Here is a 23,479-nt window from a genome sequence, read left to right as displayed (position 1 = left end):
ACAAAAATACATAAATATAGCTACAATATAAATCATATCTATTCTGTAAAAACGCGTTTACTTGCGGTGATTAATGGCCCTGCGCCCCGCATCTTACTAATACCGCAGCGAATTGAGGCTGTAAGCACAGCGCTTAAATCTACTACTGTGTAGTTTTATGCATAAATCACATAATGACATGCGCTTTAAGTCGGAGTTGTATTGGAATAATTGTATTTAATATATATTTAAGACAATCATGTCCAGGATATTATTGATGTGCTTTTTGCGCCACGAACCGTCGCAAAGCGAGAATTATAACCTCCGGCATGGCCGGGAGCGGAAAGCATCGAGCCGAATCAGGGCCACCGCTCCCCGAATCTGGCAAAACTTTGCGATGGAATGCATTTTCCTCTGCATCGCCCCTTTTGCATCGCGCCCGGCATCGCTAAACATCAAACAAACGAAGAGGATAAAGCTGCCACATGTATTCCATTCGCCTGCTCAGTTTCGCTCTAAGCCTCAGCCTGGCCGGTGCAGCAAGCGCAGCGACGATTGGCGTGGTGGCCCCGCAGAATGGCGCTTATGCACCGCTCGGCCTGCAAATCAGACAGGGCGTGAAGGCCGCAGCCGCAAAAGTCGGCCTTGATGTCATCGAAATCCACGAGAGCTGCGAGGAAGGCAGCGGCGGCGCGATTGCGGATGGCTTGATCGCATCGAAGGTCAGTGTGGTCGTGGGCTTTCTCTGCACGGAAACCCTGGCCGATGCTTTGCCCACGCTCAAGAATGCGGCAATCCCTGCCATCACGCTTTCCAGCCGTGCGCCGATATTGATGGAAGATGCGTTGAAGCGCGGCTGGCCGCTCTTCCGCATGGCCCCCTCCGAAAGCGATGAGTCCGGCGCCATTGCCGATATCATTTTGCGTGACTGGAAGGGCATGTCCTTCGGTCTGGTGGATGACGGCACGATCTACAGCCGCGAACTGGTCGATCGCATCCGCTCCCGGCTGGAGGAAGCGGGCCTGAAACCCACCTTCAACGATACGATGCGCCCCTCGCAGGAGCAGCAGGTCACCCTCGTGCGCCGCCTCAGCCGCACGGGCGTTACGGATATCTTCGTTGCCGCAGAGCGGAATGATGTCTCCATCATCGCCCGGGATGCCGCGTCGGAAAAACTGCCACTCACCATCATGTCCGGCGATACGATGAGAGCCGCCAACAACCCCGTGCCATTGCAGCCGGGCGTTCTGGCCGTCACTTTGCCCGATTACGCGACGCTTCCCCCGGCTGCCGAAGCATCGAAGGAGCTGCGCGCAGCGAATATCGAACCGGAAGGCTATGTGCTTCCGGCCTATGCCGCGACCCAGCTTTCCGCGAAACTGCTAGAAGTCGCGCAGGAAAAGGGCAAGCCCGCACCGGAAGTGGCCATCAACACTCCATTTGAAACCGTCCTCGGGCAAATCGTCTTCAACGACCGCCACGAATTGCAGACCAACCCTTATCAGCTGCAACGCTGGACTGGCACCAGCTTTGCTCCCGCAGATAAAGCGCAGAAATAAGCCGTCCTTCTCTACGAGAAATTTCCAATCTAATCGATTGGACAGTTGAGGAAAGCAGCAGCCAATCTTGTTGCCCCTAATAACCAATGTTAAGAGCCTGTCTGAAAACTCGGACGGGTCGATCCGGTGATGCTTTTTGCGCTCTGCTGCGTCGAAAATCTTGTCGATATCAACGGATATCGCCTACGATCTTCTTCTTGCAGAACACAAAAATCATTCCCCGGCTCTCCGCCGCCGAGTTTCCAAACAGACTCTAAGCCCAGCATCGCCTTGCCTAACAGGAGCTTTTGCAGATGTCCCTTCCCGTCCGGATCGCCCCATCCATTCTTGCCGCCAATTTCGCGAAGCTTGGCCAGGAGGTCGCGGATGTCACGGCGGCGGGCGCGGACTGGATTCATCTGGATGTGATGGATGGCCATTTCGTTCCGAACATCTCCTTCGGCCCGGATGTCATCAAGGCACTGCGCCCGCACAGCATGGCCTTTTTCGATTGCCATCTGATGATCGCGCCTGCCGATCCCTATCTTGAGGCTTTCGCCAAGGCTGGCTGCGATGGCATCACCGTTCATGCGGAAGCCGGTCCGCACCTGCACCGCTCGCTGCAAACCATTCGCTCGCTCGGCAAGAAAGTCGGCGTCACGCTCAATCCGGCGACGCCGCTTTCCGTGCTGGAAAACGTTCTGGATGACGTCGATCTCATTCTCATCATGAGCGTCAATCCCGGCTTCGGCGGCCAGAAGTTCATTCCGGCCATGCTGGACAAGATCCGCGCGGCGAAGTCCCTTATCGGTGATAGACCCATCGAACTGGAAGTGGACGGCGGCATCACCATCGAAACCGCTGGCAGCGCCATTGCCGCCGGTGCCAATGTGCTCGTTGCAGGCTCCGCCGTCTTCAAGGGCGATGGCGCGGAAGATTACCGCAAGACCGTCAGCGCCGTTCGTGCAGCCGCCGAAAGCGGTCGCGCCTGAGGCGGCCATTTACCAGTTTGGCGCTGATATCCACAATCCGTTGAGATTGCCGGAACACTTTGCTAAACGGACACCAAATTTCTCCATCAAGAAGGCCTTTGCCATGATCCCTCGTTATTCCCGCCCGGAAATGGTCGCTATCTGGTCGCCGGAAACCAAGTTCCGCATCTGGTTCGAAATCGAGGCGCATGCCTGCGATGCGCTGGCGGAAATCGGCGTCATTCCGAAGGAAGCTGCAAAGACCATCTGGGAAAAGGGCGGCGCAGCCGAGTTCGACGTTGCACGCATCGATGAGATCGAGGCCGTCACCAAGCATGATGTCATTGCCTTCCTCACGCATCTGGCAGAATTCGTCGGCCCGGACTCGCGCTTCATCCATCAGGGCATGACATCGTCGGACGTTCTCGATACCACGCTGAACATTCAGCTGGTGCGCGCCGCAGATCTTCTGATTGCGGATATGGACCGCGTTCTCAATGCGCTAAAGACACGCGCTTTCGAGCACAAGAACACGGTGCGCATCGGTCGCAGCCACGGCATCCATGCCGAGCCGACAACGATGGGCCTGACTTTCGCGCGCTTCTATGCCGAGATGGATCGCAACCGCGCCCGCCTTGTCGCGGCCCGCACAGAAATCGCAACAGGCGCCATCTCCGGCGCAATTGGCACCTTCGCCAATATCGACCCATCGGTCGAAGAGCATGTCTGCAAAGCGCTTGGTCTGGCACCGGAGCCGGTTTCCACACAGGTCATCCCGCGTGACCGTCACGCCATGTTCTTCGCAACGCTCGGCGTCATCGCCTCGTCCATCGAAAACGTCGCCATCGAAATCCGCCACATGCAGCGCACGGAAGTTCTGGAAGCCGAAGAGTTCTTCTCTCCGGGCCAGAAGGGCTCTTCCGCCATGCCGCACAAGCGCAACCCGGTTCTGACGGAAAACCTCACCGGCCTTGCACGCCTCGTGCGCATGTCCGTCGTCCCGGCCATGGAAAACGTCGCGCTGTGGCACGAGCGCGATATCAGCCACTCCTCCGTGGAACGCGCCATCGGCCCGGATACCACCGTCACGCTGGACTTCGCCCTGAACCGTCTGGCAGGCGTCATCGAAAAGCTGGTCATCTACCCGGACAACATGTTGAAGAACATGAACAAATTCCGCGGCCTCGTTCATTCCCAGCGCGTTCTCCTGGCGCTGACGCAGGCTGGAGTCTCCCGCGAAGACAGCTATCGCCTCGTCCAGCGCAATGCGATGAAGGTTTGGGAGGAAGGCAAGGACTTCCTTGAGGAACTGCTGGGCGATGAAGAAGTCCGCGCGGCACTGCCAGAGGAAACCATCCGCGAAAAATTCGACCTTGGTTATCACACCAAGCATGTCGATACGATTTTCACGCGGGTTTTCGGTCAGGCTTGAAACCTAACAGCAGACCCCTCACCAAGAAAACCTAGGACTTCGCTTCGCGAAGATCGAGGTTTTCTATCCTCTCCCACAGGGGGAGAGGAAAAGGCGCAAGCGGCGCGGCACACGCCTTATCTCTCCCCTTGTGGGAGAGAAAGTGATTTCAACATCTTAGCCAAAGGCTAAGTGTTAGAAATCGCAAGTGAGGGGTTCGGGTCTTGCCGCAACACCTTGATTCCCCCCACCACCACACCAAGATAAGCGGCATGAAAGCGTCAGAAGCAGAAATCCTCATCGTTCCCGGTTACACCAATTCCGGCCCCGACCACTGGCAGAGCCGCTGGCAGGAGAAGCTCTCCACAGCGCGCCGCGTGGAGCAGGCGGAGTGGTCCAAGCCGGTCAAGGAAGATTGGGTTCAGCGTCTTGTGGAGGAGGTGAATGCCTCCACGAAGCCTGTTGTGCTCGTTGCCCATTCGCTGGGTGTGCCGACCGTCATCCACGCCCTGCCGCAAATTGCCAGCAAGGTGGCGGGTGCCATGTTCGTCGCCCCGCCGGATGTCGCCAATTCGGAAATCCGCCCGAAGCACCTCATGACTTTCGGCCCGTATCCGCGCGATCCGCTGCCCTTCCCGACCATAACCATCGCCAGCCGCAATGATCCCTTCGGTTCGTATGAACACGCCGATGACATTGCCGCAGCATGGGGTTCGCTACTCATCGACGCTGGCATGTCCGGCCACATCAACAGCGAGTCGGGCCACGGTCCCTGGCCGGAAGGAACCATGGTTTTCGCACAGTTCCTGAGCCGGCTTCAGCCGCCTCCCGGATTTAGCGATTGAAGGCGAAATATTAAGGCTTTCGCTAACCACGACCACCGCTTGCAGTGAATAAATTTCCGCACGTCTCTTTAAACGTGTGGCCAAACCTGTAACAATGCCCAATAAATTTGTAGGGGGCATTGGTGTGCCGCCGGATTTTTCAATGCATGATATGGCAGGATCGCGTGACCAAAGACGTGTTGCCAAAAGACTTTTTAAATGCCCTTCCTGTTCCTGCGCTCCTCATGGGGCCGGACGGCAGCATAGCCTTTGTGCCTGACGAGCTGGGTTTTCCGCAGCTTTTCGCCCACCCGGAAAACATAGCAGACCTCGTTCCGGAGTCGGAGCGCAACGCGCTTGAGGCATTTCTGAAGGACATCGCGCAGACCGCGCCGAAGTCTATCGAACTGCGCCTCGGCGCACCCTTCTGCGATGATTGCTACGCCATTCTCAGCATCGGCCACTGCCCCAACCTGCCCGATCTCTATCTTGCCCAGTTTACCGATATCACCGGGCAGCGCGAACGCGAGAAGGAAATCGCTCTGCGCGAAAGCCGGTGGAACAGCGCCCTCGTCAGCTCGCTTTCCGGCGTCTGGGATAATGATCTCGTAAAGGGCGAGCTCTACGGTTCTGAAACATGGCGCGCCATTCGCGGCATGACGGTTCAGGACCAGATCGAAAGCGACCGCGAGAAGTGGCTCGCCACGCTTCACCCGGATGATCGCGATCACACGCTTCACTGCATCGAGCGGCAGAATGCGGGCGACCCTGCTTATTCCGTCTTCCAGTATCGCGAGCGGCATAAGGATGGCCAGTGGGTATGGATAGAATGTCGCGGCGCCTGCATAGAGCGCGATGAAAACGGCAAGCCGCTACGCATCGTCGGCACGGATACGGATATCTCCCAGCGCAAGGCCACAGAGCATGATCTGGAACGCGTGTCGCGCCACTTCAAGCTGGCGCTGGACGCATCGCAGGTCGGCGTCTTCGAAGTAGACTTCGAAACCCGTGTCACCACCTGGGATGAGCGGATGTACGAGATTTTCGGCATCGAGCAGAACACGCCGATCATCGTCGGCGGTCTGTGGGAAACGCTCGTTCACCCCGACGATCTGGAACGGGTGTCGGCAAACGCATGGAACCAGATCAACACGCTCCAGCCCTTCAGTGACGATTACCGCATCGTCCTTCCAGATGGCGGCATTCGCCATATCCGGGCGCGCTCGCTGCCCTTCATAGACATCGATGGTCGTCACAAGATGATCGGCGTGAACTGGGATGTCACGCATGATGTTCTGCTTCGCAACGAGTTGGAGCGTGCCAAAACGCTGGCCGAAGCGCGCAACGCGGAGCTGGAGGCGGCAAAAGACCGTATCGAGCACAACGCACTGCACGATTACCTGACGGACTTGCCGAACCGCCGCTATCTCGACGAAAAGCTGGGCAGGCTGATGCGGGATCGCGAGGAGGGCGATCCGGGCATAGGCGTTCTCCATATCGATCTGGATCGCTTCAAGCAGATCAACGATACGCTCGGTCACCGTACCGGTGACATGATGCTGAAACATGTTGCCGAGCTTCTGACCCGCAGCCTGAAACCCGGCGAATTCGTCGCGCGTATCGGCGGGGATGAGTTCGTGCTTCTCTCGCCATTCACCGGCAGCATGCGCAAACTGGCAATGATGGCCGACCGGCTGATCCGGGATTTGCGCAAGCCGGTCATGCATGAAGGCCACGAATGCCGCTTCGGCGCCAGCATCGGCATTGCCTGCGGCATTGGCCAGCAGATCGATTACAAGCAGATCCTGCTCAACGCCGATATCGCTCTCTATAATGCCAAGAAGCGTGGGCGAAACCGCTATGAGTTCTTCTCCGCGGATAAGCAGGACTGGCTGGTCAATACCAAGCGCATTTCTGATGAAATCCTGATCGCGCTCGAGCGTGACGAGTTCGTGCCCTATTACCAGTTCCAGTTCGATGCGCTCACACTGGATATTACCGGCGTCGAGACGCTGGTACGCTGGCAGCATCCGGTCGAAGGCATCCTCACCCCGGACCGGTTTCTGGCGGTGGCGGAGGATCTGGATGCCGTGGCCACCATCGATGCCACCATTCTGGAAAAGGCGCTGCGGGATTTCCGCTCATGGCGCGCGCAGGGCATCGCGGTGCCGAAGGTTTCGGTCAACGTTTCCGCCCGCCGCCTGCATGATCCATCGCTGTTGAAGACCTTGGACGGGCTGGAAATCGAGCCCGGCACACTGTCCTTCGAACTGCTGGAATCGATTTTTCTGGATGACAGCAACGAGGTTGCCATCGCCAATCTTCAGAAGCTGCGTGATCTTGGCATCGATATCGAGATCGATGATTTCGGCACCGGCCATGCCTCCATCATCAGCCTTCTCAAAGTAAATCCCAACACTTTGAAAGTAGATCGGGAGCTGGTTCGCCTCGCGCCGCAGTCGACGGAACAACGAAAGCTCCTGAGCTCGATCATCGATATCGGCCATTCGCTGGGCATCAAAGTTGTGGCGGAAGGCGTGGAGACGGCGGAACACATCAGGATCTTGCAGGCCGTCGCGTGCGACTCCCTGCAAGGCTTTGCGTTATGCCGTCCGCTGCCGCGGGACAAGGTTCCGGCCTTTGTCGAGTCGCAGGCGTGGAGGGCCGCTGCCCTCACCCCGCCCCTTCGGGCCAAAGCGCCGAAACTGACCGTTCTGAAGTGCGAGTTCAGGACGCCATCTTGGTTCCGTAGCTGGACAGACCGTTGCGAAGGTCGTCCGCCGCACAGCGCAGAAGCTCGCTCATCCGCTCGTGAATGCTGGCATCCAGAACCGCAATCCCGGCCTTGGCGAAATCATCGTGCAGCTTGTTGAAAACCGCATCGGGAGTATTGTGTTCCACGGACGTAGACACCACTTCATTGGCGTAGGAATTGGCATCGTCCTTGTTCATCAAGGCCGCTGCCCACAGGCCAATCAGCTTGTTGCGCATGGCCTGCACGCGGAAGGTGGCTTCCTCGTCGTGAAAATAAATGTTTTCTAATGCTTTACCACGTTCTTTGAGAGTAACCATTTTTAAGCCCCTGTTTTACTCTAACATTATTTGCGTCCTCTTGAATGGGACAGTTTTCTTATAAAATAAAACTGTTGAAAAAGCGTAACTTCACTTCAGCCCCATCGAAGAAGCCAAAAACAAATGGGAGAATTGAGAACAAGCCAGCGCAGCCGCATTGTGGAATTGCTTCTTTTCCGTTATGGGACCGCTTCAAGAACCGAAACGACCGCCAAAAGCATCGGCGCTAAAATAAGAGATCTGTCATTATGAATCGTCGCCGCCGTATTTACGAAGGCAAGGCCAAGATCCTTTATGAGGGTCCAGAGCCAGGAACTCTCATCCAGTTCTTCAAGGACGATGCCACCGCCTTCAACAAGAAGAAACACGAAGTCATCGATGGCAAGGGCGTTCTGAACAACCGAATTTCGGAATATGTCTTCACCCATCTGAACAAGATCGGCATTCCCACCCACTTCATCCGCCGCCTGAACATGCGCGAGCAGTTGATCAAGGAAGTGGAGATGATCCCGCTCGAAGTCGTCGTGCGCAATGTCGCCGCCGGCTCGCTGTCCAAGCGCCTTGGCATTGACGAGGGCGTGGTGCTGCCGCGCTCGATCATCGAGTTCTATTACAAGTCGGATGCGCTGGAAGACCCGATGGTTTCCGAAGAGCACATCACCGCTTTCGGCTGGGCCAACCCTGCCGAGCTGGACGACATCATGGCGCTCGCCATCCGCGTCAACGATTTCCTCTCCGGTCTTTTCCTCGGCGTCGGCATTCAGCTGGTCGATTTCAAGATCGAGTGCGGTCGCCTGTTCGAAGGCGATATGATGCGCATCATCCTGGCCGATGAAATCTCGCCGGATAGCTGCCGCCTCTGGGATATCGAGACGCAGGAAAAGATGGACAAGGACCGTTTCCGCCGCGATATGGGTGGGCTTGTAGAGGCCTATTCGGAAGTCGCGCGTCGTCTCGGCATCATCAATGAAAATGAACCGATCCGCGGCACCGGCCCGGTTCTCGTCAAGTGAAATCAGGAGAGTTTCAGGTGATCAAGGCACGGGTGACTGTTACGCTGAAGAACGGCGTTCTCGATCCGCAGGGTAAGGCAATCGAAGGCGCGCTCGGTAGCCTCGGTTTCGATGGCGTCGGCCAGGTCCGTCAGGGCAAGGTGTTCGACCTCGAACTCAATGCTAGCGACAAGGCAAAGGCTGAAGCCGACCTGAAGGCGATGTGCGAAAAGCTTCTCGCCAACACCGTCATCGAAAACTACTCCATCGCCATCCTCTAAGATCGGGAGCCATGCGCCCATGAAATCCGCAGTCGTCCAGCTTCCTGGCCTCAATCGCGACCGTGACATGATCGCGGCGTTGACGAAGATTTCCGGTCAGGCGCCCGTTACCATCTGGCAGACGGAAACGCAGATCCCGGATGTCGATCTGATCGTCATTCCCGGCGGCTTTTCTTACGGCGATTACCTTCGCTGTGGCGCTATCGCCGCCCGCATGCCCGTCATGCAGGCCATCCGCGAAAAGGCGGAAGCTGGCGTCAAGGTCATCGGCGTCTGCAACGGCTTCCAGATTCTGGTCGAAGCTGGCATGCTGCCCGGCGCGCTGATGCGCAACACCTCGCTCAAATTCGTCTGCCGCGAAGTGAAGCTCGAAGTCGTCAACAACGACACCGAATTCACCCGCGCCTACGACAAGGGCCAGATCATCCGTTCGCCGGTTGCTCACCATGACGGCAACTACTTCGTTGAAGCGGATGAACTGAAAGCACTGGAAGATAACGGTCAGGTCGTGTTCCGCTACGCCGAAGGCACCAACCCGAACGGTTCGCTGAACGATATCGCTGGTGTCGTCAACGCCAAGGGCAACGTGCTTGGCATGATGCCGCACCCGGAAAACCTCATCGAAGCTGCCCATGGCGGCAAGGATGGCCGCGGCATATTCGCCTCCGCTCTCGGCGTCATCGCAGCGTAAATATTTAACGAAGCCGGGTTACACCGGCTTTGTTGTATCTCGTACCAGTGGATTGAAGCGATGAACCGCCTGCCCCTTCGCAATGTTCTCAATATCGCAGGCCTCGGCCTCATCGCACTCTCTCTCGCCGCCTGCCAGTCCGAGAAAAAAACCGCAGCCAGCGCAACATCCCAGGCGGCACTGCCGGTCATGGAGCGCATCGCGCTTGGCGCAAATGCCTGCTGGTTCAAGTCGGGTGATCCCGCCTTCAAGGCCTACCGCCTTGCGCCAGAGCTGAACTCCTTCTCCGGTCGCCCCCGCATTCTCGTCGTTCCGCGCAACAGCCCGGAATCGAGGCCTCTGCTCGTCGTCCACGCCGAAGGCAACCCGGCAAAGCTCGATGCTTTCGGCCCGATGATGAACGACAGCCACGCCGCCCGCATCGCAACCGACGTGAAGCGCTGGGCCAATGGCGGCAAGGGCTGCTCGTAAGCACCAATAAAACTCGCCGCGCCGGTTGGGACAGGCACGGCGAGCTTCTTCAGCAAAGCCGATCAGGCCTTGCCAATCGCTTCAAAATGACCGTCTCAACGCTGACAGAAGGTAAGCCTTCTCCAATTCCGCAGTCGTCTCACAGCGCGATAATCCTATGTCGTGCAACTGCTCAGGCGTGAGTTCGCGAAGAGACAATCTCGACCGACGCTTCTCGAACCATGTCGCAAATGGCGATATGAGGCGGCCCATCAGGGTGCGAGGCTTTACGGCGGGAAATGGCTGTGCTTCCACCATGTCGCCCGCATCGCGAAAAACGCGTTCCCGCTCATATCCATCGGGATAGATTGTATCGATTGTTACGAGATACTCATTCAACTTGCGCATATTGCACCTGTCCGCCTTTCCGCGGCCTTCAATGTTTCGCAACAATGAATACATTTGACTCCGAAATAGATACAATGCATAAATTGTCACCATGACAAATTGGCTTCCCGATCTATCCGATGGCTCCGGCCCCATTTACGTGCGCCTTGCCGACCGCATTGAAACCGCGATTGCTGACGGCACCTTTGCCGCTGGCACAAAATTGCCGCCGCAGCGAAATTTGGCTTTCGATCTAGGGGTGACAATCGGCACGATCAGCCGCGCCTATTCGCTGATCCACGAGCGCGGGCTGGTCAGCGGCGAAGTGGGGCGAGGAACCTACGTCAACGACCGCAAGTCCGAGAGTGCCAGACCGAAAGCCGTGGACGGACCTTTCGGTGGCACTCGCGTTACCTCCGAGACAGCCGGTCATATCCTGCTGAATGGCACCGCGGCCCCGAATGTCGGGCAGCAACCCACCATCAACAGGCACATTGCCGACATTATGAGGGAGCACCCGCAGGAAATTGCCGATTACACGCGCGGCAACCCTCCCGGCTGGGCCGAGGCTGGCGTAAAATGGCTGTCCTACGGAGAATGGCTGCCCAAGCCGGAAGAAGTCGTTGCCACTCTCGGCGCACATGCCGCCGTCATGAGTGTCATCACCGCGATGACGACACCGGGAGACCGGATCGTTTTCGAACCCGTGACCTATTCTCAGGTCAGTCGAGCCGCAGCACTCAGCGGCCGCCGCGTAACGCTGGTCGAAATCGATGGACATGGAATAGTCCCGGATGATTTCGAACGGGTTTGCGCGCAACAGCACCCGAAGATGATCTTCCTCATGTCATCGGCACAAAACCCGACCTGCGCAACCCTTCCGCTGGAACGCCGCAAAGCCATTGCCGATATCGCACGGCGCTATAATGTCTGGATCATCGAAGACACGCTATATGGCGCGATGCGCAATGATGGCATTCCCCTTGTGGCCGAATTCGCCCCAGACCACAGCTTCGTCGTCGGCGGCCTTTCGAAATCCGTCGGTGCCGGTCTGCGTGGCGGCTGGGTCGCCTGCCCTGCCCACTTTGTCGGGCGCGTTCGCATCGCCCACAAGATGCTGACCGGCGGCATGCCGTTTCTTATGGCAGAGCTTTCCGCCCGCCTCGTCAATAGCGGCGATGCAGCGGAAATCCGAAAGGATTGCATCACGGAAATCCGCGCGCGCGAAGCCATTTTGAGAGCAGCGCTCAACGGGCTGGAATTCAACTCCGAACCCGAAATTGCCTTCGCCTGGATCAAGCTGCCAGAGCCGTGGCTATCCGGCACTTTCCGTAATGCGGCCATGAACGAAAATGTTTTCGTGGATGATGAGGACGAGTTTAAGGCTGCGCGCACGGACAAGGTTTTTCACCGCGTAAGGATCAGTTTCTCGCTTCCCAAAACGCGCGATGAACTGCAGCACGGACTAGGCGTCATCAGACGTCTGCTGGACAACGGCGCTTCGGCCTATGACAGTATCGAATGACTGTGATCACGCTGAACCTCTCTCGAAATGCCGGAAAAGGTGCCAGTTTTTTGTCTTCCTATTAGCACTTCACAAAAAAGCACCAATCGAAACACAGAGTGGCAAGTAGCAGCTGCCTGCATTATGTGAGCTTTTGTGAGGGGAATAAGGGCGCGGGATGCGCTCGACGCCGAAGAACGAACGGAAGATAGTGTATGGATTCAAGACGACAGCCTTTTTCGCAGCGTATTCGCACCTCTTTGATTGCGAAGATTTTCGTCGTCTGTTTCGTCAGCGTCCACATTCCACTCATCACGCTCATCACATTTCTGGCGCTCGGTTTCGAGCCCAGCGCCATGTCCGTCTTCGCGCTCGTTCTGGGCGCCACCCTGCTCGGCACCGGCGTTTGCCTGTATGCGCTGTGGCGCTTCATCCGCCCGCTCAATCATCTGGCAGGTGCTTTGAAAAAATACCCGGAAGACAAAGGCGTCTTCAAGCTTCGCGCCCCCGGCAATGACGAGATCGGCGTGGTCACCGAATCCGCCAAGTCCACCCTCATTCAGGTTGAAGAACTCACCAAGCAGCTCAAGCGTCAGGCCACGACCGACTTCCTCACGGGCCTCGGCAACCGCCGCTCGCTCACGGAACAGGTCCCAGCGCTGCAAGCGCAATCCGTCCGCGCGCGAGAGCCGCTGTCCCTCATCCTCTTCGACCTCGATAATTTCAAGAAGATCAACGACGAATACGGCCACGAGGTGGGTGACAATGTGCTGATGGTCGTCGGCGAAGTGGTCAAGGATCAAATCCGCCCTTACGATCTGGCCGCCCGCATCGGCGGCGAGGAATTCTGCCTCGTCCTTCCCCGCACCGATGGCGTCTCCGCGCTCAGCATTGCCGAGCGCCTGCGCCTTGCCTTCCAGTCCAGCTATGTGGAACCCCTGCCCCATGGCCGCATCACCTGCAGCTTCGGCGTGGTGGAAGCCCAACCCTCCGAACGGCTTCAGCAACTGCTTTCCAGAGCCGATACTGCCCTGTACCAAGCCAAGGGCGCTGGCAGAAACACCGTCATCGGACCGAAACAGGATAAGGACCACCGGGAAATCTAGGCTGGATCTGCGCCTTCGAACCCTGTTTAAGACCCGGAAAACAGCGAAAGCCCCAAGCCAGGATCGAGCCGTTTGCCATTGAGCCGGGCGGAAATCCCCCGGCAGAGCCTTTCCGTTCAAAAAGAAATCGCTCTAAACCTTGGAGATCGCGGCCTTGATAGTAGATGTGCTTGCAATTTGCGCATTCTTGAAGCTATTAGCCAAAGCCATCAGCAATTTTTACCAGATGGTAGACACCCAATGTCCCTTCCCGATAAAGCCTTTCCCGTTTCCTGGGATCAGTTTCACCGTGATGCCCGCGCGCTGGCCTGGCGCCTTGCCGGCCTGAACCAGGAGTTCAAGGCCATCGTCTGCATCACGCGCGGCGGCCTCGTGCCCGCAGCCATCATTTCCCGCGAACTCAACATCCGCCTCATCGACACCGTCTGCATCGCCACGCGCCACGACTACGTCAACCAGGGCGACACCATTCTTCTCAAGGCAATCTCCCCGGAATTGCTCGAAAAGGACGGCGAAGGCATCCTCGTGGTGGACGACCTGACCGACACCGGCAAGACCGCACTCGAAGTGCGCGAAATGCTGCCCAAGGCCCACTTCGCCTGCGTCTACGCCAAACCCACCGGCGTCCCCACCATCGACACCTTCGTCACCGAAGTCAGCCAGGACACCTGGATCTACTTCCCCTGGGACATGGGCTTCACCTATCAGGAACCGATTGCGAAGGGTGCGCCGGGCTGATCCAGATCGACCTGATAAGATACCAAAAGGCTGCGCTTAGCGCGGCCTTTTCTGTTTTATCGTCACAGTTAAACGGAATCGTAATCAGCTTTTCTTTTGAAGCGACGCGTCTCTCGCATCGAGGAGGCTAGACCGTACCGATACAACCGAATATCTATTATTTTCAGCTCATCACTTCACAACCAATAGTAAATAGCAATGAATCTTTATGATCGTATTTACGGATGCCTTCTAGGAGGCGCGTGTGGGGACGCGCTTGGCGGACCCGTAGAGTTCCTTTCAAAGGAACGTATCCACGCGGAATACGGCGCTGACGGCATTACGGAATTGCATGAGTACGATGGCGTTGTAGGTGCGATCACAGACGACACACAAATGACGCTCTTTACAGTGGAAGGTCTCATCAGAGCTGGAGTTCGCTTCGACACCAAAGGCATATGTCACATTCCTTCAGTCGTGAACCACGCCTATCGCCGCTGGCTACAAACCCAGGAAGCTGATTTCTCAACCTCGGCAAATAACGATGACATAGACGGATGGCTTGTTTCAAACGAACGCCTGTGGGCTAGACGGGCACCAGGAGCAACCTGCCTTTCGGCTCTTCGCACAAAAATGCCTTTTGGAGACAAGGCGCAAAATAACAGTAAGGGATGCGGTACGGTCATGCGTGACGCACCGTTTGGATTCCTTTCTAAGTCGGGCACATCCTATACTTTTGACCTAGCCGCACAGACGGCAGCAACAACACATGGTCACCCTTCTGCACAATACGCTTCTGGCGCGTTGGCGAGCATCATCAACTTCATCGCGGACGGTCACACCCTTATTGATGCCGTAAAAAACACCATGCCACTTCTCGAAAGGGATGGGGCGGAAGAAGTTAAGAGCTCTATTAAGAATGCTTTGAAGTTGAGTAAAATGACGAACTGGCAACTCCGCCTTCCTGAACTTGGAGAAGGGTGGGTAGCTGAGGAAGCTCTGGGAATTTCAGTTTTATGCGCGTTGGCGGGGAAGACGCCTTATGAAGCCATCGTCGCGGCAGTCAATCACAGCGGAGATTCTGATTCCACTGGAGCCATTACCGGTAACATCGTCGGCGCGCTTCACGGAGCTTCGAACCTGCCAGAGATATGGGCGACAAAGGTGGAGTTGCGAGATGTCATTCAGACGCTTGCAGAAGATTTCACTGCGGTTCTGAGTGGCAAAGTCGACATCTTGGCGTCGCGTTATCCCGGCTGGTAGTATCATGGGATGGTACCCTTGCAGAGAATAAGTGGGTAGGTTCAAGCCTCCCACTACATTTTGTGGAAAGAGCGCATATCGTGGGATCGGCACATAACTGTTGTGGAAACTTCAGCCTTTCTGTGGTGTACGGGCAACACCGATTTTTTCATCAAAACCGGCATTTTTCTGCCCTACGTAACGAAAGCATACGTAAGGGAAGGCTGAATAATTTCTGACAAGTCACTGAATTTTATGGCGGGTTTTTCTTTCCCCGTTTTCCACAAGCAATCCACACCATATCTTGTGGTTAATATTCGGTTGCAAACTAGGCCTTGACGGAATCAGCAGGTTTTCTAAAAGTAACCCTCATGTTGCGGCAGCAACGGAATCGGGTGCTTCACCTTCGGTTCTTTTTAAGTCTCAGTTCACGCGTTTGCCTGCGTTCCGACCATGAGGGGGTGGAGCGCTAACGGCTGTCTGTGGGCTGAATTTGTTGCCGAAATATGATGCGGGATCTGGCGGCAACAAACTGTTAATACTATATATAGTATGCTTGCAGCCGTAATCACCACGAGATAAGGGAACAACATCCAAGGATGTTTGTTACCCACACATCGCAAAACAACCGGCTGCGCGTAACGAGGCGCGAAGCTGGAACGTATTTCTGCGCCCAGCTCACGGGCGCCCAAGACGAGGACAAAACGATGCGCATCGAACGCCGCTTTACGAAGCCCGGCCAGTCGCCTTACGCGGAAATCGACTTCCGCAAGGCAGTCAGCGAAATCAAGAATCCGGACGGCTCCATCGTGTTCCGCCTCGCGGATATCGATGTCCCGGCGCAGTTTAGCCAGGTTGCGACCGACGTTCTGGCGCAGAAATATTTCCGTAAGGCAGGCGTTCCGAAGGTTCTGAAAAAGGTTGAAGAGAACGACGTTCCGTCCTTCCTGTGGCGCTCCGTTGCCGATACGGCTGCTATGAAGGATATCCCGGAAGGTGAGCGTTACGGTTCCGAAATCGATGCGCGTCAGGTGTTCGACCGTCTCGCTGGCACCTGGACCTATTGGGGCTGGAAGGGCAAGTATTTCTCGTCCGAAGAAGATGCGCTGGCCTTCCGCGATGAGCTTGCCTACATGCTGGCCACCCAGCGCGTTGCGCCGAATTCCCCTCAGTGGTTCAACACCGGCCTGCACTGGGCCTATGGCATCGATGGCCCCGGCCAGGGCCACTTCTATGTAGACCCTTTCACCGGCAAGCTGACCAAGTCCAAGTCCGCTTACGAGCATCCGCAGCCGCATGCCTGCTTCATCCAGTCCGTCGAAGACGACCTCGTCAACGAAGGCGGCATCATGGATCTGTGGGTGCGTGAAGCGCGCCTGTTCAAATACGGCTCCGGCACCGGCTCCAACTTCTCTTATCTTCGCGGCGAAGGCGAAAAGCTGTCCGGCGGCGGCAAGTCCTCCGGCCTCATGAGCTTCCTCAAGATCGGTGACCGCGCAGCGGGCGCCATCAAGTCCGGCGGCACCACGCGCCGCGCGGCCAAGATGGTCGTCGTCGATGCCGACCACCCGGATATTGAAGCTTACATCGACTGGAAGGTGAACGAAGAGCAGAAGGTTGCCGCTCTCGTCACCGGCTCCAAGATCGTCGCCAAGCACCTGAAGGCCATCATGAAGGCCTGCGTCAATTGCGAAGCCGATAACGGCGATTGCTTCGACCCTGCCAAGAACCCTGCCCTCAAGCGCGAAATCCGCGCTGCCAAGAAGGATCAGGTTCCGGAAAACTACGTCAAGCGTGTCATCCAGTTCGCCCAGCAGGGCTACAAGGATATCGAATTCAAGACCTACGACACGGATTGGGATTCGGAAGCTTACCTCACGGTGTCCGGCCAGAACTCCAACAACTCCGTGTCACTGAAGGATGACTTCCTGCGCGCAGTTGAAAATGACGGCGACTGGAACCTGACCGCACGCCGCGATGGCCGCGTCATGAAGACGCTGAAGGCCCGCGACCTGTGGGAAAAGATTTCGCATGCCGCATGGGCATCTGCCGATCCGGGCCTGCACTTCAACACCACCATGAACGACTGGCACACCTCGCCAGCCGCTGGCCCCATCCGCGCATCCAACCCCTGCTCGGAATACATGTTCCTGGATGACACGGCCTGCAACCTTGCTTCGCTGAACCTCATCCAGTTCAAGGACGCCGCCACCAAGAACATCAACATTGCCGATTACGAGCATGCCGTCCGCCTGTGGACGATGGTTCTCGAAGTCTCGGTCATGATGGCGCAGTTCCCATCCCGCCAGATTGCGGAACTCTCTTACGAGTACCGCACGCTCGGCCTCGGCTACGCCAATATCGGCGGCCTGCTGATGTCCTCCGGCATTCCTTATGACAGCGATGAAGGCCGTGCCATTGCCGGTGCCCTCACCGCAATCATGACCGGCGTTTCCTACGCAACGTCCGCTGAAATGGCTGGCGAACTCGGCCCCTTCCCGGGCTTTGCGCCGAACCGTGACAACATGCTGCGCGTCATCCGCAACCACCGCCGCGCCGCGCAAGGTCTGGCCTATGGTTACGAAGGCCTGTCGGTAAACCCGGTTCCGCTCATCCATGCAGATTGCACGGATCAGGACCTCATCACCCACGCCGTTGCCGCATGGGACAAGGCTCTGGAGCTTGGCGAACAGCACGGCTACCGCAACGCCCAGACCACCGTTATCGCGCCGACAGGCACGATCGGCCTCGTCATGGATTGCGACACCACCGGCATCGAGCCTGACTTCGCTCTGGTGAAGTTCAAGAAGCTCGCTGGCGGCGGCTACTTCAAGATCATCAACCGCGCAGTACCAGAATCGCTCCGCTCGCTCGGTTACTCCGAAAGCCAGATCGCCGAAATCGAAGCTTACGCAGTCGGCCACGGCAATCTCAACCAGGCACCCGGCATCAACCCTGGCTCGCTGAAGGCCAAGGGCTTTACGGATGAGAAGATCGAAGCCGTCAACGGCGCGCTGAAATCCGCCTTCGACATCAAGTTCGTCTTCAACCAGTGGACACTCGGCGCGGACTTCCTGAAGGACACGCTGAAGGTTTCCAACGAGCAGCTCTCCGACATGAGCTTCAATCTGCTGGAGCATCTCGGCTTCGGCAAGAAGGACATCGAAGCGGCGAACGTTCACGTCTGCGGCGCGATGACGCTGGAAGGCGCACCGTTCCTGAAGGAAGAGCATCTGCCAGTCTTCGATTGCGCCAACCCATGCGGCAAGATCGGCAAGCGTTACCTCTCGGTCGAATCCCACATCCGCATGATGGCGGCTGCCCAGCCTTTCATCTCGGGTGCGATTTCCAAGACCATCAACATGCCGAACGATGCGACGGTGGAAGATTGCGGCGCAGCCTACATGCTGTCGTGGAAGCTGGCTCTGAAGGCCAACGCTCTCTACCGCGATGGCTCCAAGCTGTCCCAGCCGCTCAACGCATCGCTGGTGGAAGACGAGGATGACGAAGACGCAATCGAAGAGCTGATCGCTCAGCCACAGGCCGCACAGGCCGTTACGCTGACCGAAAAGATCATCGAGCGTGTGGTCGAACGCGTCAGCCGCGAGCGCGAAAAGCTGCCGAACCGCCGTCAGGGCTACACCCAGAAGGCTGCTGTCGGTGGACACAAGGTCTACCTTCGCACCGGTGAATTCGGTGATGGCCGCCTCGGCGAAATCTTCATCGATATGCACAAGGAAGGCGCTGCTTTCCGTGCGATGATGAACAACTTCGCCATCGCCATCTCGCTCGGCCTGCAATATGGCGTGCCGCTGGAAGAATATGTGGAGGCCTTCACCTTCACCAAGTTCGAGCCTGCCGGCATGGTCATCGGCAACGATGCGATCAAGAATGCCACGTCGATCCTCGACTACGTGTTCCGCGAACTCGCCGTCTCCTACCTCGGCCGTCACGATCTGGCGCATGTCGATACGTCGGATTTCTCCAACACGGCACTCGGCAAGGGCATTCAGGAAGGCAAAACCAACCTGCTCTCCACCGGCTGGACCCGCGGTTACAAGCCAACGCTCGTTTCCAGCACCGCTGGCGAACGCTCCGGCTCCGAGCCAAAAGGTTCCGCAACCGCCGCCCCCGCCCGCGCCTCCGGCAACGTAACCTCGATCTCCGGCAACGCCGCCCGCAAGCTGGAACCGGCCATCGCCGCCTCCACCTCGGAAGTCGTCGCCTTCAAGCGTGACTACGAGGAGCGCGCCAAGGAACTGGCCGAGGAAATCGCAGAAGAGGCCCTCGCCACCGAATCCGAACAGGCCGCGACAGCTCTCTTCTCCGACAAGGCAGCAGCAGACGCCGCCTCTGCCAAGACGGAAGCCAAAAAGGTAGAAAACGAACGCCGCATGCGCTCCATTGCGCAGGGTTACACGGGCAACATGTGCTCCGAGTGCCAGAACTTCACGATGGTTCGGAATGGGACTTGCGAGAAGTGCGATACTTGTGGTGCGACGAGTGGTTGCAGCTGAGTGTAGGCTAAGCGAGTGATGGATCTGTTGCCCTAAGAAAAGAAGCCCGAGGAGAAAAACCTCGGGCTTTTTCGTGCGGGGGAATAGCTGTTGGTTTCCTTGAAGGCAATCCGAAAACACTAAGCAGTGTCTTACACACTCCTCAGTGCAAGAAGCCCACCCCTCACCTGAAAAATCTAAGACTTAGCTGAAGCTAAGATCATGATTTTTCTTCCTCTCCCACAAGGGGAGAGGTAACCCAGTCGTACCGCCGAAATTTTCTTCTACAAAGTTCGCTGGAGATGCACAAACAGCGAGGCTCGCGCCTTATCTCTCCCCTTGTGGGAGAGAAAGCAATTTCAACATCTTAGCTTCAGCTAAGTGTTAGAAATTGCAAGTGAGGGGTCCCGCCCCACGCTCTGACGCCCCCGCAAATAATCCAGAACACAAAGACAAACGAAATCCAGATTTCTCTCGATCTCGTCGTTCCAGAACCGTAGCGTCACAAAACCCTCGCCGCGAAAATATGCATCGCGCCGCGCATCCGCATCGCTGTCCGCATGCTGCGCGCCATCCACCTCGATAATCACCTTCGCATCGAAGCAGACGAAATCGAGAACGTAATTGTGCATCGGCACCTGCCGCCGAAACTTGAATCCTTCCAGCTTCCCACCGCGCAGCACCTGCCACAAAAGATTCTCTGCGCGGGTCGAATCCTTGCGCATCGCTCGTGCACGTGTCCGGTTGATTGGCGGCGGCTCGTGGTTATGGGGCATGGGCGGTTGCCTCAAGTTGTGGTCAGCGCCAGAATGCACCCCTCACCTGAAAAATCTATGACTTAGCTGAAGCTAAGATCATGATTTTTCTTCCTCTCCCACAGGGGGAGAAGTAACCTAGCCCCTCCATTTTCACTCCCTGTTGAACGCTGAGAGGGGCGAGAACGGTGCCGCCCTTTCCTCTCCCCTTGTGGGAGAGGATAGAAAACCTCGACTTCGCAAAGCGAAGTCCTAGGTTTTCTTGGTGAGGGGTCACTGTCTCTCCTCAGTCAAAAAAAATAAAAAAATCCCCTCAACATTTTTCCCCACCCCCAAAACCACCCGTACACTCCCCCTCATCCCGCCCTCGGATACACCGCAAGGCGTTGTGGCGAGGCGGGGTAGGTGCTGGGGGTGAGGAGGTTACGCGGCCTCTCCATCCTCAGGGTCGAGCAGCAATCCCCCCGGCGGCAACGGGTGAGAGGACATGGCGTCGGTTTCGGACCGGCTGGCGCAGTTCTCCCGATGCCCGACCTGGCCGGATCGACAAGCGGCGGTGCGAACAACGGCTGCCGGGTTTCGATCCATCCGTCAGGATTTCGCCGCCGGGCGTACCGACAGCTCATCGTCTCATGGTCGAACGCGATCATGAAGATAGAAGCGAAAGTCAGGCGGTACACAGGAAGACGCTGCATCTGCCCCGTTCATCCTAAAAAGGTGAACGGACGGATCGTAAGGTAACCATCTGGCCAGCACTCGAAACGTGCTGTCGGGTGAGAGCCTTGCGGAGAACGGATCGGGACTGCGGGCTGTACGAGATGTTCGGCTCCCTCACTCCCGAAGGCAGATGTGGCTGAACTGGCAGGGCGATGGCGGGCAACCATCATCGCACCCGGATGGAAAGGGTTGGGCCTTGATCAAGTCCGACCGGTTCTCCGGCAAGGTTTTTAACCCTTGCCATCCGGGTTCTGCCAGCCGTGGCAAGAGGATTGCGGCTCTGCCGAAAGAGCCGAACGGGGCGCTGAGAGGTGCCACATACTAAACTACCCAACGAGGCAGCTTTCTGCGCCCCGTCCGAAATGCCATGGCCTCGCCCTCAAAGGTGAAGCGATGGAGAGAATGAGAAGTTCAAGCCACGGGCAGATACTGCCGCGTGAACGGCGAAGCTTGGCGTAAAGGCTGGCCGGGATTTTTGACAATGATAGGATTTGAAGAACGAGGCTTCGAGCCACAACACAGCAGCCCTCCATCATCATCCTGAGCTTGTCGAAGGAGAGGCGCGCAGGCGAAGCCGGAGCCTCGAAAGGCGGGGGTTGCGGGCGGCAAGCTAAAGTATGCAGTGTGATGCTTTGAGGCCCCTGTGAGGCGCTTGGAGGCCTTATGATAACCCGAAAACATTGACTGGTCCCAAAACCCACGATGTGAAGCAACAGGCGTCCGCCTCGCCTCTGCAACCTTTTCGTCCGCCAGAATCAAAAAAGCCGCCGGATCACTCCGACGGCTTGTGAAGCTCTGCTAAAAAAGATCAGGCGTTGGCCACAGCCAGACGCTTTTCATCGCGGCCGCTCTTCATGCGCTCGGACAGGAGGAAGGCCAGTTCCAGAGCCTGATCGGCGTTGAGGCGTGGGTCGCAATGGGTGTGGTAGCGGTCGGACAGCGAATCCGCCGTCACGGCGCGGGCGCCGCCGGTGCATTCTGTCACGTCCTTGCCGGTCATCTCGATGTGGATGCCGCCTGGATGCGTGCCTTCGGCGCGGTGGATCTGGAAGAAGCTTTCGACTTCCGACAGAATGCGGTCGAACGGACGCGTCTTGTAATGGTTGAGCGTGATCGTGTTGCCATGCATCGGATCGCAGGACCAGACCACCTTGCGGCCTTCCTTCTGAACGGCGCGGATCAGCTTCGGCAGGCTTTCGGCAACCTTATCGTGGCCGAAACGGCAGATCAGCGTCAGGCGACCGGCCTCGTTGGTCGGGTTCAGCGCATCGATCAGCTCGATGAGGTTATCCGGCTGCAGGGACGGACCGCACTTCAGGCCGATCGGGTTCTTGATGCCGCGGAAATATTCCACATGCGCATGGTCCAGCTGGCGGGTACGGTCGCCGATCCACAGCATGTGGCCGGACGTGGCGTACCAATCGCCCGAGGTGGAGTCGACGCGCGTCAGCGCCTCTTCATAACCCAGAAGCAGCGCTTCGTGGCTGGTGAAGAAATCCGTTTCGCGCAGGCTCGGATTGTTTTCCGCAGTGATGCCGATGGCCTTCATGAAGTCCATGGTTTCGGAAATGCGGCTGGCAAGCTTGCGGTAACGATCCGCCTGCGGGCTATCCTTGACGAAGCCGAGCATCCACTGATGCACGTTTTCCAGGTTGGCATAACCACCCATGGCGAAAGCGCGCAGCAGGTTCAGCGTGGCAGCGGACTGACGGTAAGCATCCAGCTGGCGCTCCGGGCTTGGAATGCGCGAGCCTTCGTTGAACTCGATGCCGTTGATGATGTCACCACGGTAGGACGGCAGCTCGACGCCATCCTGCGTTTCGAAATTCGAAGATCGAGGCTTGGCGAACTGACCGGCAATGCGGCCAACCTTGACGACAGGAAGCTGCGCGCCATAGGTCAGAACGACCGCCATCTGCAGGAAGGCGCGGAAGAAGTCGCGGATATTGTCCGCGCCATGCTCGAGGAAGCTCTCGGCGCAATCGCCACCCTGAAGAAGGAAAGCTTCGCCTTCGGCCACGCTTGCCAGCTGCTTTTTCAAACGGCGTGCCTCACCAGCAAAAACCAGCGGTGGGTAGCTCGCAAGCTGAGCTTCCGTCGCTGCCAGCGCAGCGGCGTTAGGGTACTGCGGAACCTGCTGGATCGGCTTGTGTCTCCAGCTACCGGGCGTCCAATTCTGTGCCATTTTACTCACCTGGTTTTCACGCCAACTATATTGGAAGGCGGCGATCTCGAAATTTGCGCGGCTTATACCCCCAAGGATAGGCTTTGCAAAGTCGATCTTAAAGGGGCGCTGGCGTTTAGGCCTATTTTGTCGGTCAAACGCAAAGAAAAACGAATCTAAAC

At 57.3% G+C, this 23,479-nt stretch carries 17 protein-coding genes and 1 pseudogene; 14 read left to right on the top strand and 4 right to left on the bottom strand.

The genetic code is table 11. The annotated features are described in order from the left end of the window. The first annotated feature begins 464 nt into the window (after positions 1 to 464). From CFBP5473_RS06820 to CFBP5473_RS06800, 5 genes are all read left to right on the top strand, one after another. Entirely contained in the window at positions 465 to 1,538 is a 1,074-nt protein-coding gene (locus CFBP5473_RS06820) for a branched-chain amino acid ABC transporter substrate-binding protein (protein WP_027673414.1), read from the top strand. 293 nt (positions 1,539 to 1,831) lie between these two features. After that, positions 1,832 to 2,509, top strand: coding sequence for a ribulose-phosphate 3-epimerase (gene rpe / locus CFBP5473_RS06815; protein WP_027673415.1), 678 nt, complete (start codon positions 1,832 to 1,834; stop codon positions 2,507 to 2,509). A 103-nt stretch (positions 2,510 to 2,612) separates the two neighbouring features. Continuing rightward, on the top strand, positions 2,613 to 3,920 hold the full coding sequence (gene purB, locus CFBP5473_RS06810; RefSeq protein WP_027673416.1) for an adenylosuccinate lyase: 1,308 nt from the start codon (positions 2,613 to 2,615) through the stop codon (positions 3,918 to 3,920). 251 nt (positions 3,921 to 4,171) lie between these two features. Beyond that, positions 4,172 to 4,744, top strand: a complete 573-nt coding sequence (locus tag CFBP5473_RS06805; protein ID WP_027673417.1) for an alpha/beta hydrolase — start codon at positions 4,172 to 4,174, stop codon at positions 4,742 to 4,744. A 146-nt stretch (positions 4,745 to 4,890) separates the two neighbouring features. Next, on the top strand, positions 4,891 to 7,596 hold the full coding sequence (locus CFBP5473_RS06800) for a sensor domain-containing protein (protein WP_051441114.1): 2,706 nt from the start codon (positions 4,891 to 4,893) through the stop codon (positions 7,594 to 7,596). Here CFBP5473_RS06800 and CFBP5473_RS25330 read toward each other — a convergent pair. After that, positions 7,562 to 7,795: pseudogene (locus tag CFBP5473_RS25330) on the bottom strand (ATPase inhibitor subunit zeta); the annotation flags it as partial. The gene CFBP5473_RS06800 and the pseudogene CFBP5473_RS25330 sit on opposite strands and share 35 nt — an antisense overlap. A gap of 248 nt (positions 7,796 to 8,043) precedes the next feature. Here CFBP5473_RS25330 and purC point away from each other — a divergent pair. From purC to CFBP5473_RS06775, 4 genes are read left to right on the top strand one after another with little or no spacing between them, the layout of a single operon-like run. Further along, a complete protein-coding gene (purC, locus tag CFBP5473_RS06790; protein ID WP_027673419.1) occupies positions 8,044 to 8,808 on the top strand; it encodes a phosphoribosylaminoimidazolesuccinocarboxamide synthase in 765 nt (254 codons plus the stop codon). A 17-nt stretch (positions 8,809 to 8,825) separates the two neighbouring features. Continuing rightward, on the top strand, positions 8,826 to 9,068 hold the full coding sequence (gene purS, locus CFBP5473_RS06785; protein ID WP_027673420.1) for a phosphoribosylformylglycinamidine synthase subunit PurS: 243 nt from the start codon (positions 8,826 to 8,828) through the stop codon (positions 9,066 to 9,068). 19 nt (positions 9,069 to 9,087) lie between these two features. Further along, complete coding sequence (gene purQ, locus CFBP5473_RS06780; RefSeq protein WP_027673421.1) at positions 9,088 to 9,759, top strand: phosphoribosylformylglycinamidine synthase subunit PurQ; 672 nt, start codon at positions 9,088 to 9,090, stop codon at positions 9,757 to 9,759. Between the two features lie 60 nt (positions 9,760 to 9,819). Next, complete coding sequence (locus CFBP5473_RS06775) at positions 9,820 to 10,230, top strand: hypothetical protein (protein ID WP_037170600.1); 411 nt, start codon at positions 9,820 to 9,822, stop codon at positions 10,228 to 10,230. Between the two features lie 81 nt (positions 10,231 to 10,311). On the opposite strand, the gene CFBP5473_RS06770 is transcribed toward CFBP5473_RS06775, so the two are convergent. Then, positions 10,312 to 10,617: a DUF1127 domain-containing protein gene (locus tag CFBP5473_RS06770; RefSeq protein ID WP_027673423.1), complete on the bottom strand. Its 306-nt coding sequence runs from the start codon at positions 10,615 to 10,617 to the stop codon at positions 10,312 to 10,314. A gap of 91 nt (positions 10,618 to 10,708) precedes the next feature. On the opposite strand from CFBP5473_RS06770, the gene CFBP5473_RS06765 reads away from it, so the two are divergent. From CFBP5473_RS06765 to CFBP5473_RS06745, 5 genes are all read left to right on the top strand, one after another. Then, the gene (locus tag CFBP5473_RS06765; RefSeq protein ID WP_027673424.1) at positions 10,709 to 12,121 is read left to right on the top strand and encodes an aminotransferase-like domain-containing protein; all 1,413 of its coding nucleotides are present in this window, start codon (positions 10,709 to 10,711) and stop codon (positions 12,119 to 12,121) included. A gap of 194 nt (positions 12,122 to 12,315) precedes the next feature. Further along, entirely contained in the window at positions 12,316 to 13,206 is an 891-nt protein-coding gene (locus tag CFBP5473_RS06760; RefSeq protein ID WP_051441115.1) for a GGDEF domain-containing protein, read from the top strand. 240 nt (positions 13,207 to 13,446) lie between these two features. Continuing rightward, the gene (gpt, locus tag CFBP5473_RS06755; protein ID WP_027673425.1) at positions 13,447 to 13,944 is read left to right on the top strand and encodes a xanthine phosphoribosyltransferase; all 498 of its coding nucleotides are present in this window, start codon (positions 13,447 to 13,449) and stop codon (positions 13,942 to 13,944) included. Between the two features lie 198 nt (positions 13,945 to 14,142). Beyond that, entirely contained in the window at positions 14,143 to 15,186 is a 1,044-nt protein-coding gene (locus CFBP5473_RS06750) for an ADP-ribosylglycohydrolase family protein (protein WP_037170601.1), read from the top strand. A 686-nt stretch (positions 15,187 to 15,872) separates the two neighbouring features. Beyond that, positions 15,873 to 19,682, top strand: coding sequence for a vitamin B12-dependent ribonucleotide reductase (locus CFBP5473_RS06745; RefSeq protein ID WP_027673426.1), 3,810 nt, complete (start codon positions 15,873 to 15,875; stop codon positions 19,680 to 19,682). Positions 19,683 to 20,038: 356 nt separating this feature from the next. Here CFBP5473_RS06745 and CFBP5473_RS06740 read toward each other — a convergent pair whose 3' ends face one another. Both CFBP5473_RS06740 and CFBP5473_RS06735 read right to left on the bottom strand, forming a co-directional pair. Continuing rightward, the gene (locus CFBP5473_RS06740; protein ID WP_051441116.1) at positions 20,039 to 20,437 is read right to left on the bottom strand and encodes an endonuclease domain-containing protein; all 399 of its coding nucleotides are present in this window, start codon (positions 20,435 to 20,437) and stop codon (positions 20,039 to 20,041) included. Positions 20,438 to 21,941: 1,504 nt separating this feature from the next. Further along, positions 21,942 to 23,318 (bottom strand): class II 3-deoxy-7-phosphoheptulonate synthase, encoded by a 1,377-nt coding sequence (locus tag CFBP5473_RS06735; protein ID WP_027673428.1) that lies wholly within the window; start codon positions 23,316 to 23,318, stop codon positions 21,942 to 21,944. Positions 23,319 to 23,479 lie beyond the last annotated feature (161 nt).

The sequence above is a fragment of the Agrobacterium larrymoorei genome, assembly GCF_005145045.1.
In the GTDB taxonomy this organism is placed as follows: Bacteria; Pseudomonadota; Alphaproteobacteria; order Rhizobiales; family Rhizobiaceae; genus Agrobacterium; species Agrobacterium larrymoorei.
This window is presented reverse-complemented; position numbering and strand designations above follow the sequence as displayed.

Excerpts from the sequence above, each read along its gene's own strand:
- gpt (WP_027673425.1), top strand. The coding sequence starts at position 13,447 with ATGTCCCTTCCCGATAAAGCCTTTCCCGTTTCCTGGGATCAGTTTCAC.
- CFBP5473_RS06760 (WP_051441115.1), top strand. The coding sequence starts at position 12,316 with ATGGATTCAAGACGACAGCCTTTTTCGCAGCGTATTCGCACCTCTTTG.
- purC (WP_027673419.1), top strand. The coding sequence starts at position 8,044 with ATGAATCGTCGCCGCCGTATTTACGAAGGCAAGGCCAAGATCCTTTAT.
- rpe (WP_027673415.1), top strand. The coding sequence starts at position 1,832 with ATGTCCCTTCCCGTCCGGATCGCCCCATCCATTCTTGCCGCCAATTTC.
- CFBP5473_RS06735 (WP_027673428.1), bottom strand. The coding sequence starts at position 23,318 with ATGGCACAGAATTGGACGCCCGGTAGCTGGAGACACAAGCCGATCCAG.
- CFBP5473_RS06820 (WP_027673414.1), top strand. The coding sequence starts at position 465 with ATGTATTCCATTCGCCTGCTCAGTTTCGCTCTAAGCCTCAGCCTGGCC.
- CFBP5473_RS06770 (WP_027673423.1), bottom strand. The coding sequence starts at position 10,617 with ATGCGCAAGTTGAATGAGTATCTCGTAACAATCGATACAATCTATCCC.
- CFBP5473_RS06740 (WP_051441116.1), bottom strand. The coding sequence starts at position 20,437 with ATGCCCCATAACCACGAGCCGCCGCCAATCAACCGGACACGTGCACGA.
- CFBP5473_RS06745 (WP_027673426.1), top strand. The coding sequence starts at position 15,873 with ATGCGCATCGAACGCCGCTTTACGAAGCCCGGCCAGTCGCCTTACGCG.
- CFBP5473_RS06800 (WP_051441114.1), top strand. The coding sequence starts at position 4,891 with ATGATATGGCAGGATCGCGTGACCAAAGACGTGTTGCCAAAAGACTTT.
- CFBP5473_RS06805 (WP_027673417.1), top strand. The coding sequence starts at position 4,172 with ATGAAAGCGTCAGAAGCAGAAATCCTCATCGTTCCCGGTTACACCAAT.
- CFBP5473_RS06765 (WP_027673424.1), top strand. The coding sequence starts at position 10,709 with ATGACAAATTGGCTTCCCGATCTATCCGATGGCTCCGGCCCCATTTAC.
- purQ (WP_027673421.1), top strand. The coding sequence starts at position 9,088 with ATGAAATCCGCAGTCGTCCAGCTTCCTGGCCTCAATCGCGACCGTGAC.
- CFBP5473_RS06750 (WP_037170601.1), top strand. The coding sequence starts at position 14,143 with ATGAATCTTTATGATCGTATTTACGGATGCCTTCTAGGAGGCGCGTGT.
- purB (WP_027673416.1), top strand. The coding sequence starts at position 2,613 with ATGATCCCTCGTTATTCCCGCCCGGAAATGGTCGCTATCTGGTCGCCG.
- CFBP5473_RS06775 (WP_037170600.1), top strand. The coding sequence starts at position 9,820 with ATGAACCGCCTGCCCCTTCGCAATGTTCTCAATATCGCAGGCCTCGGC.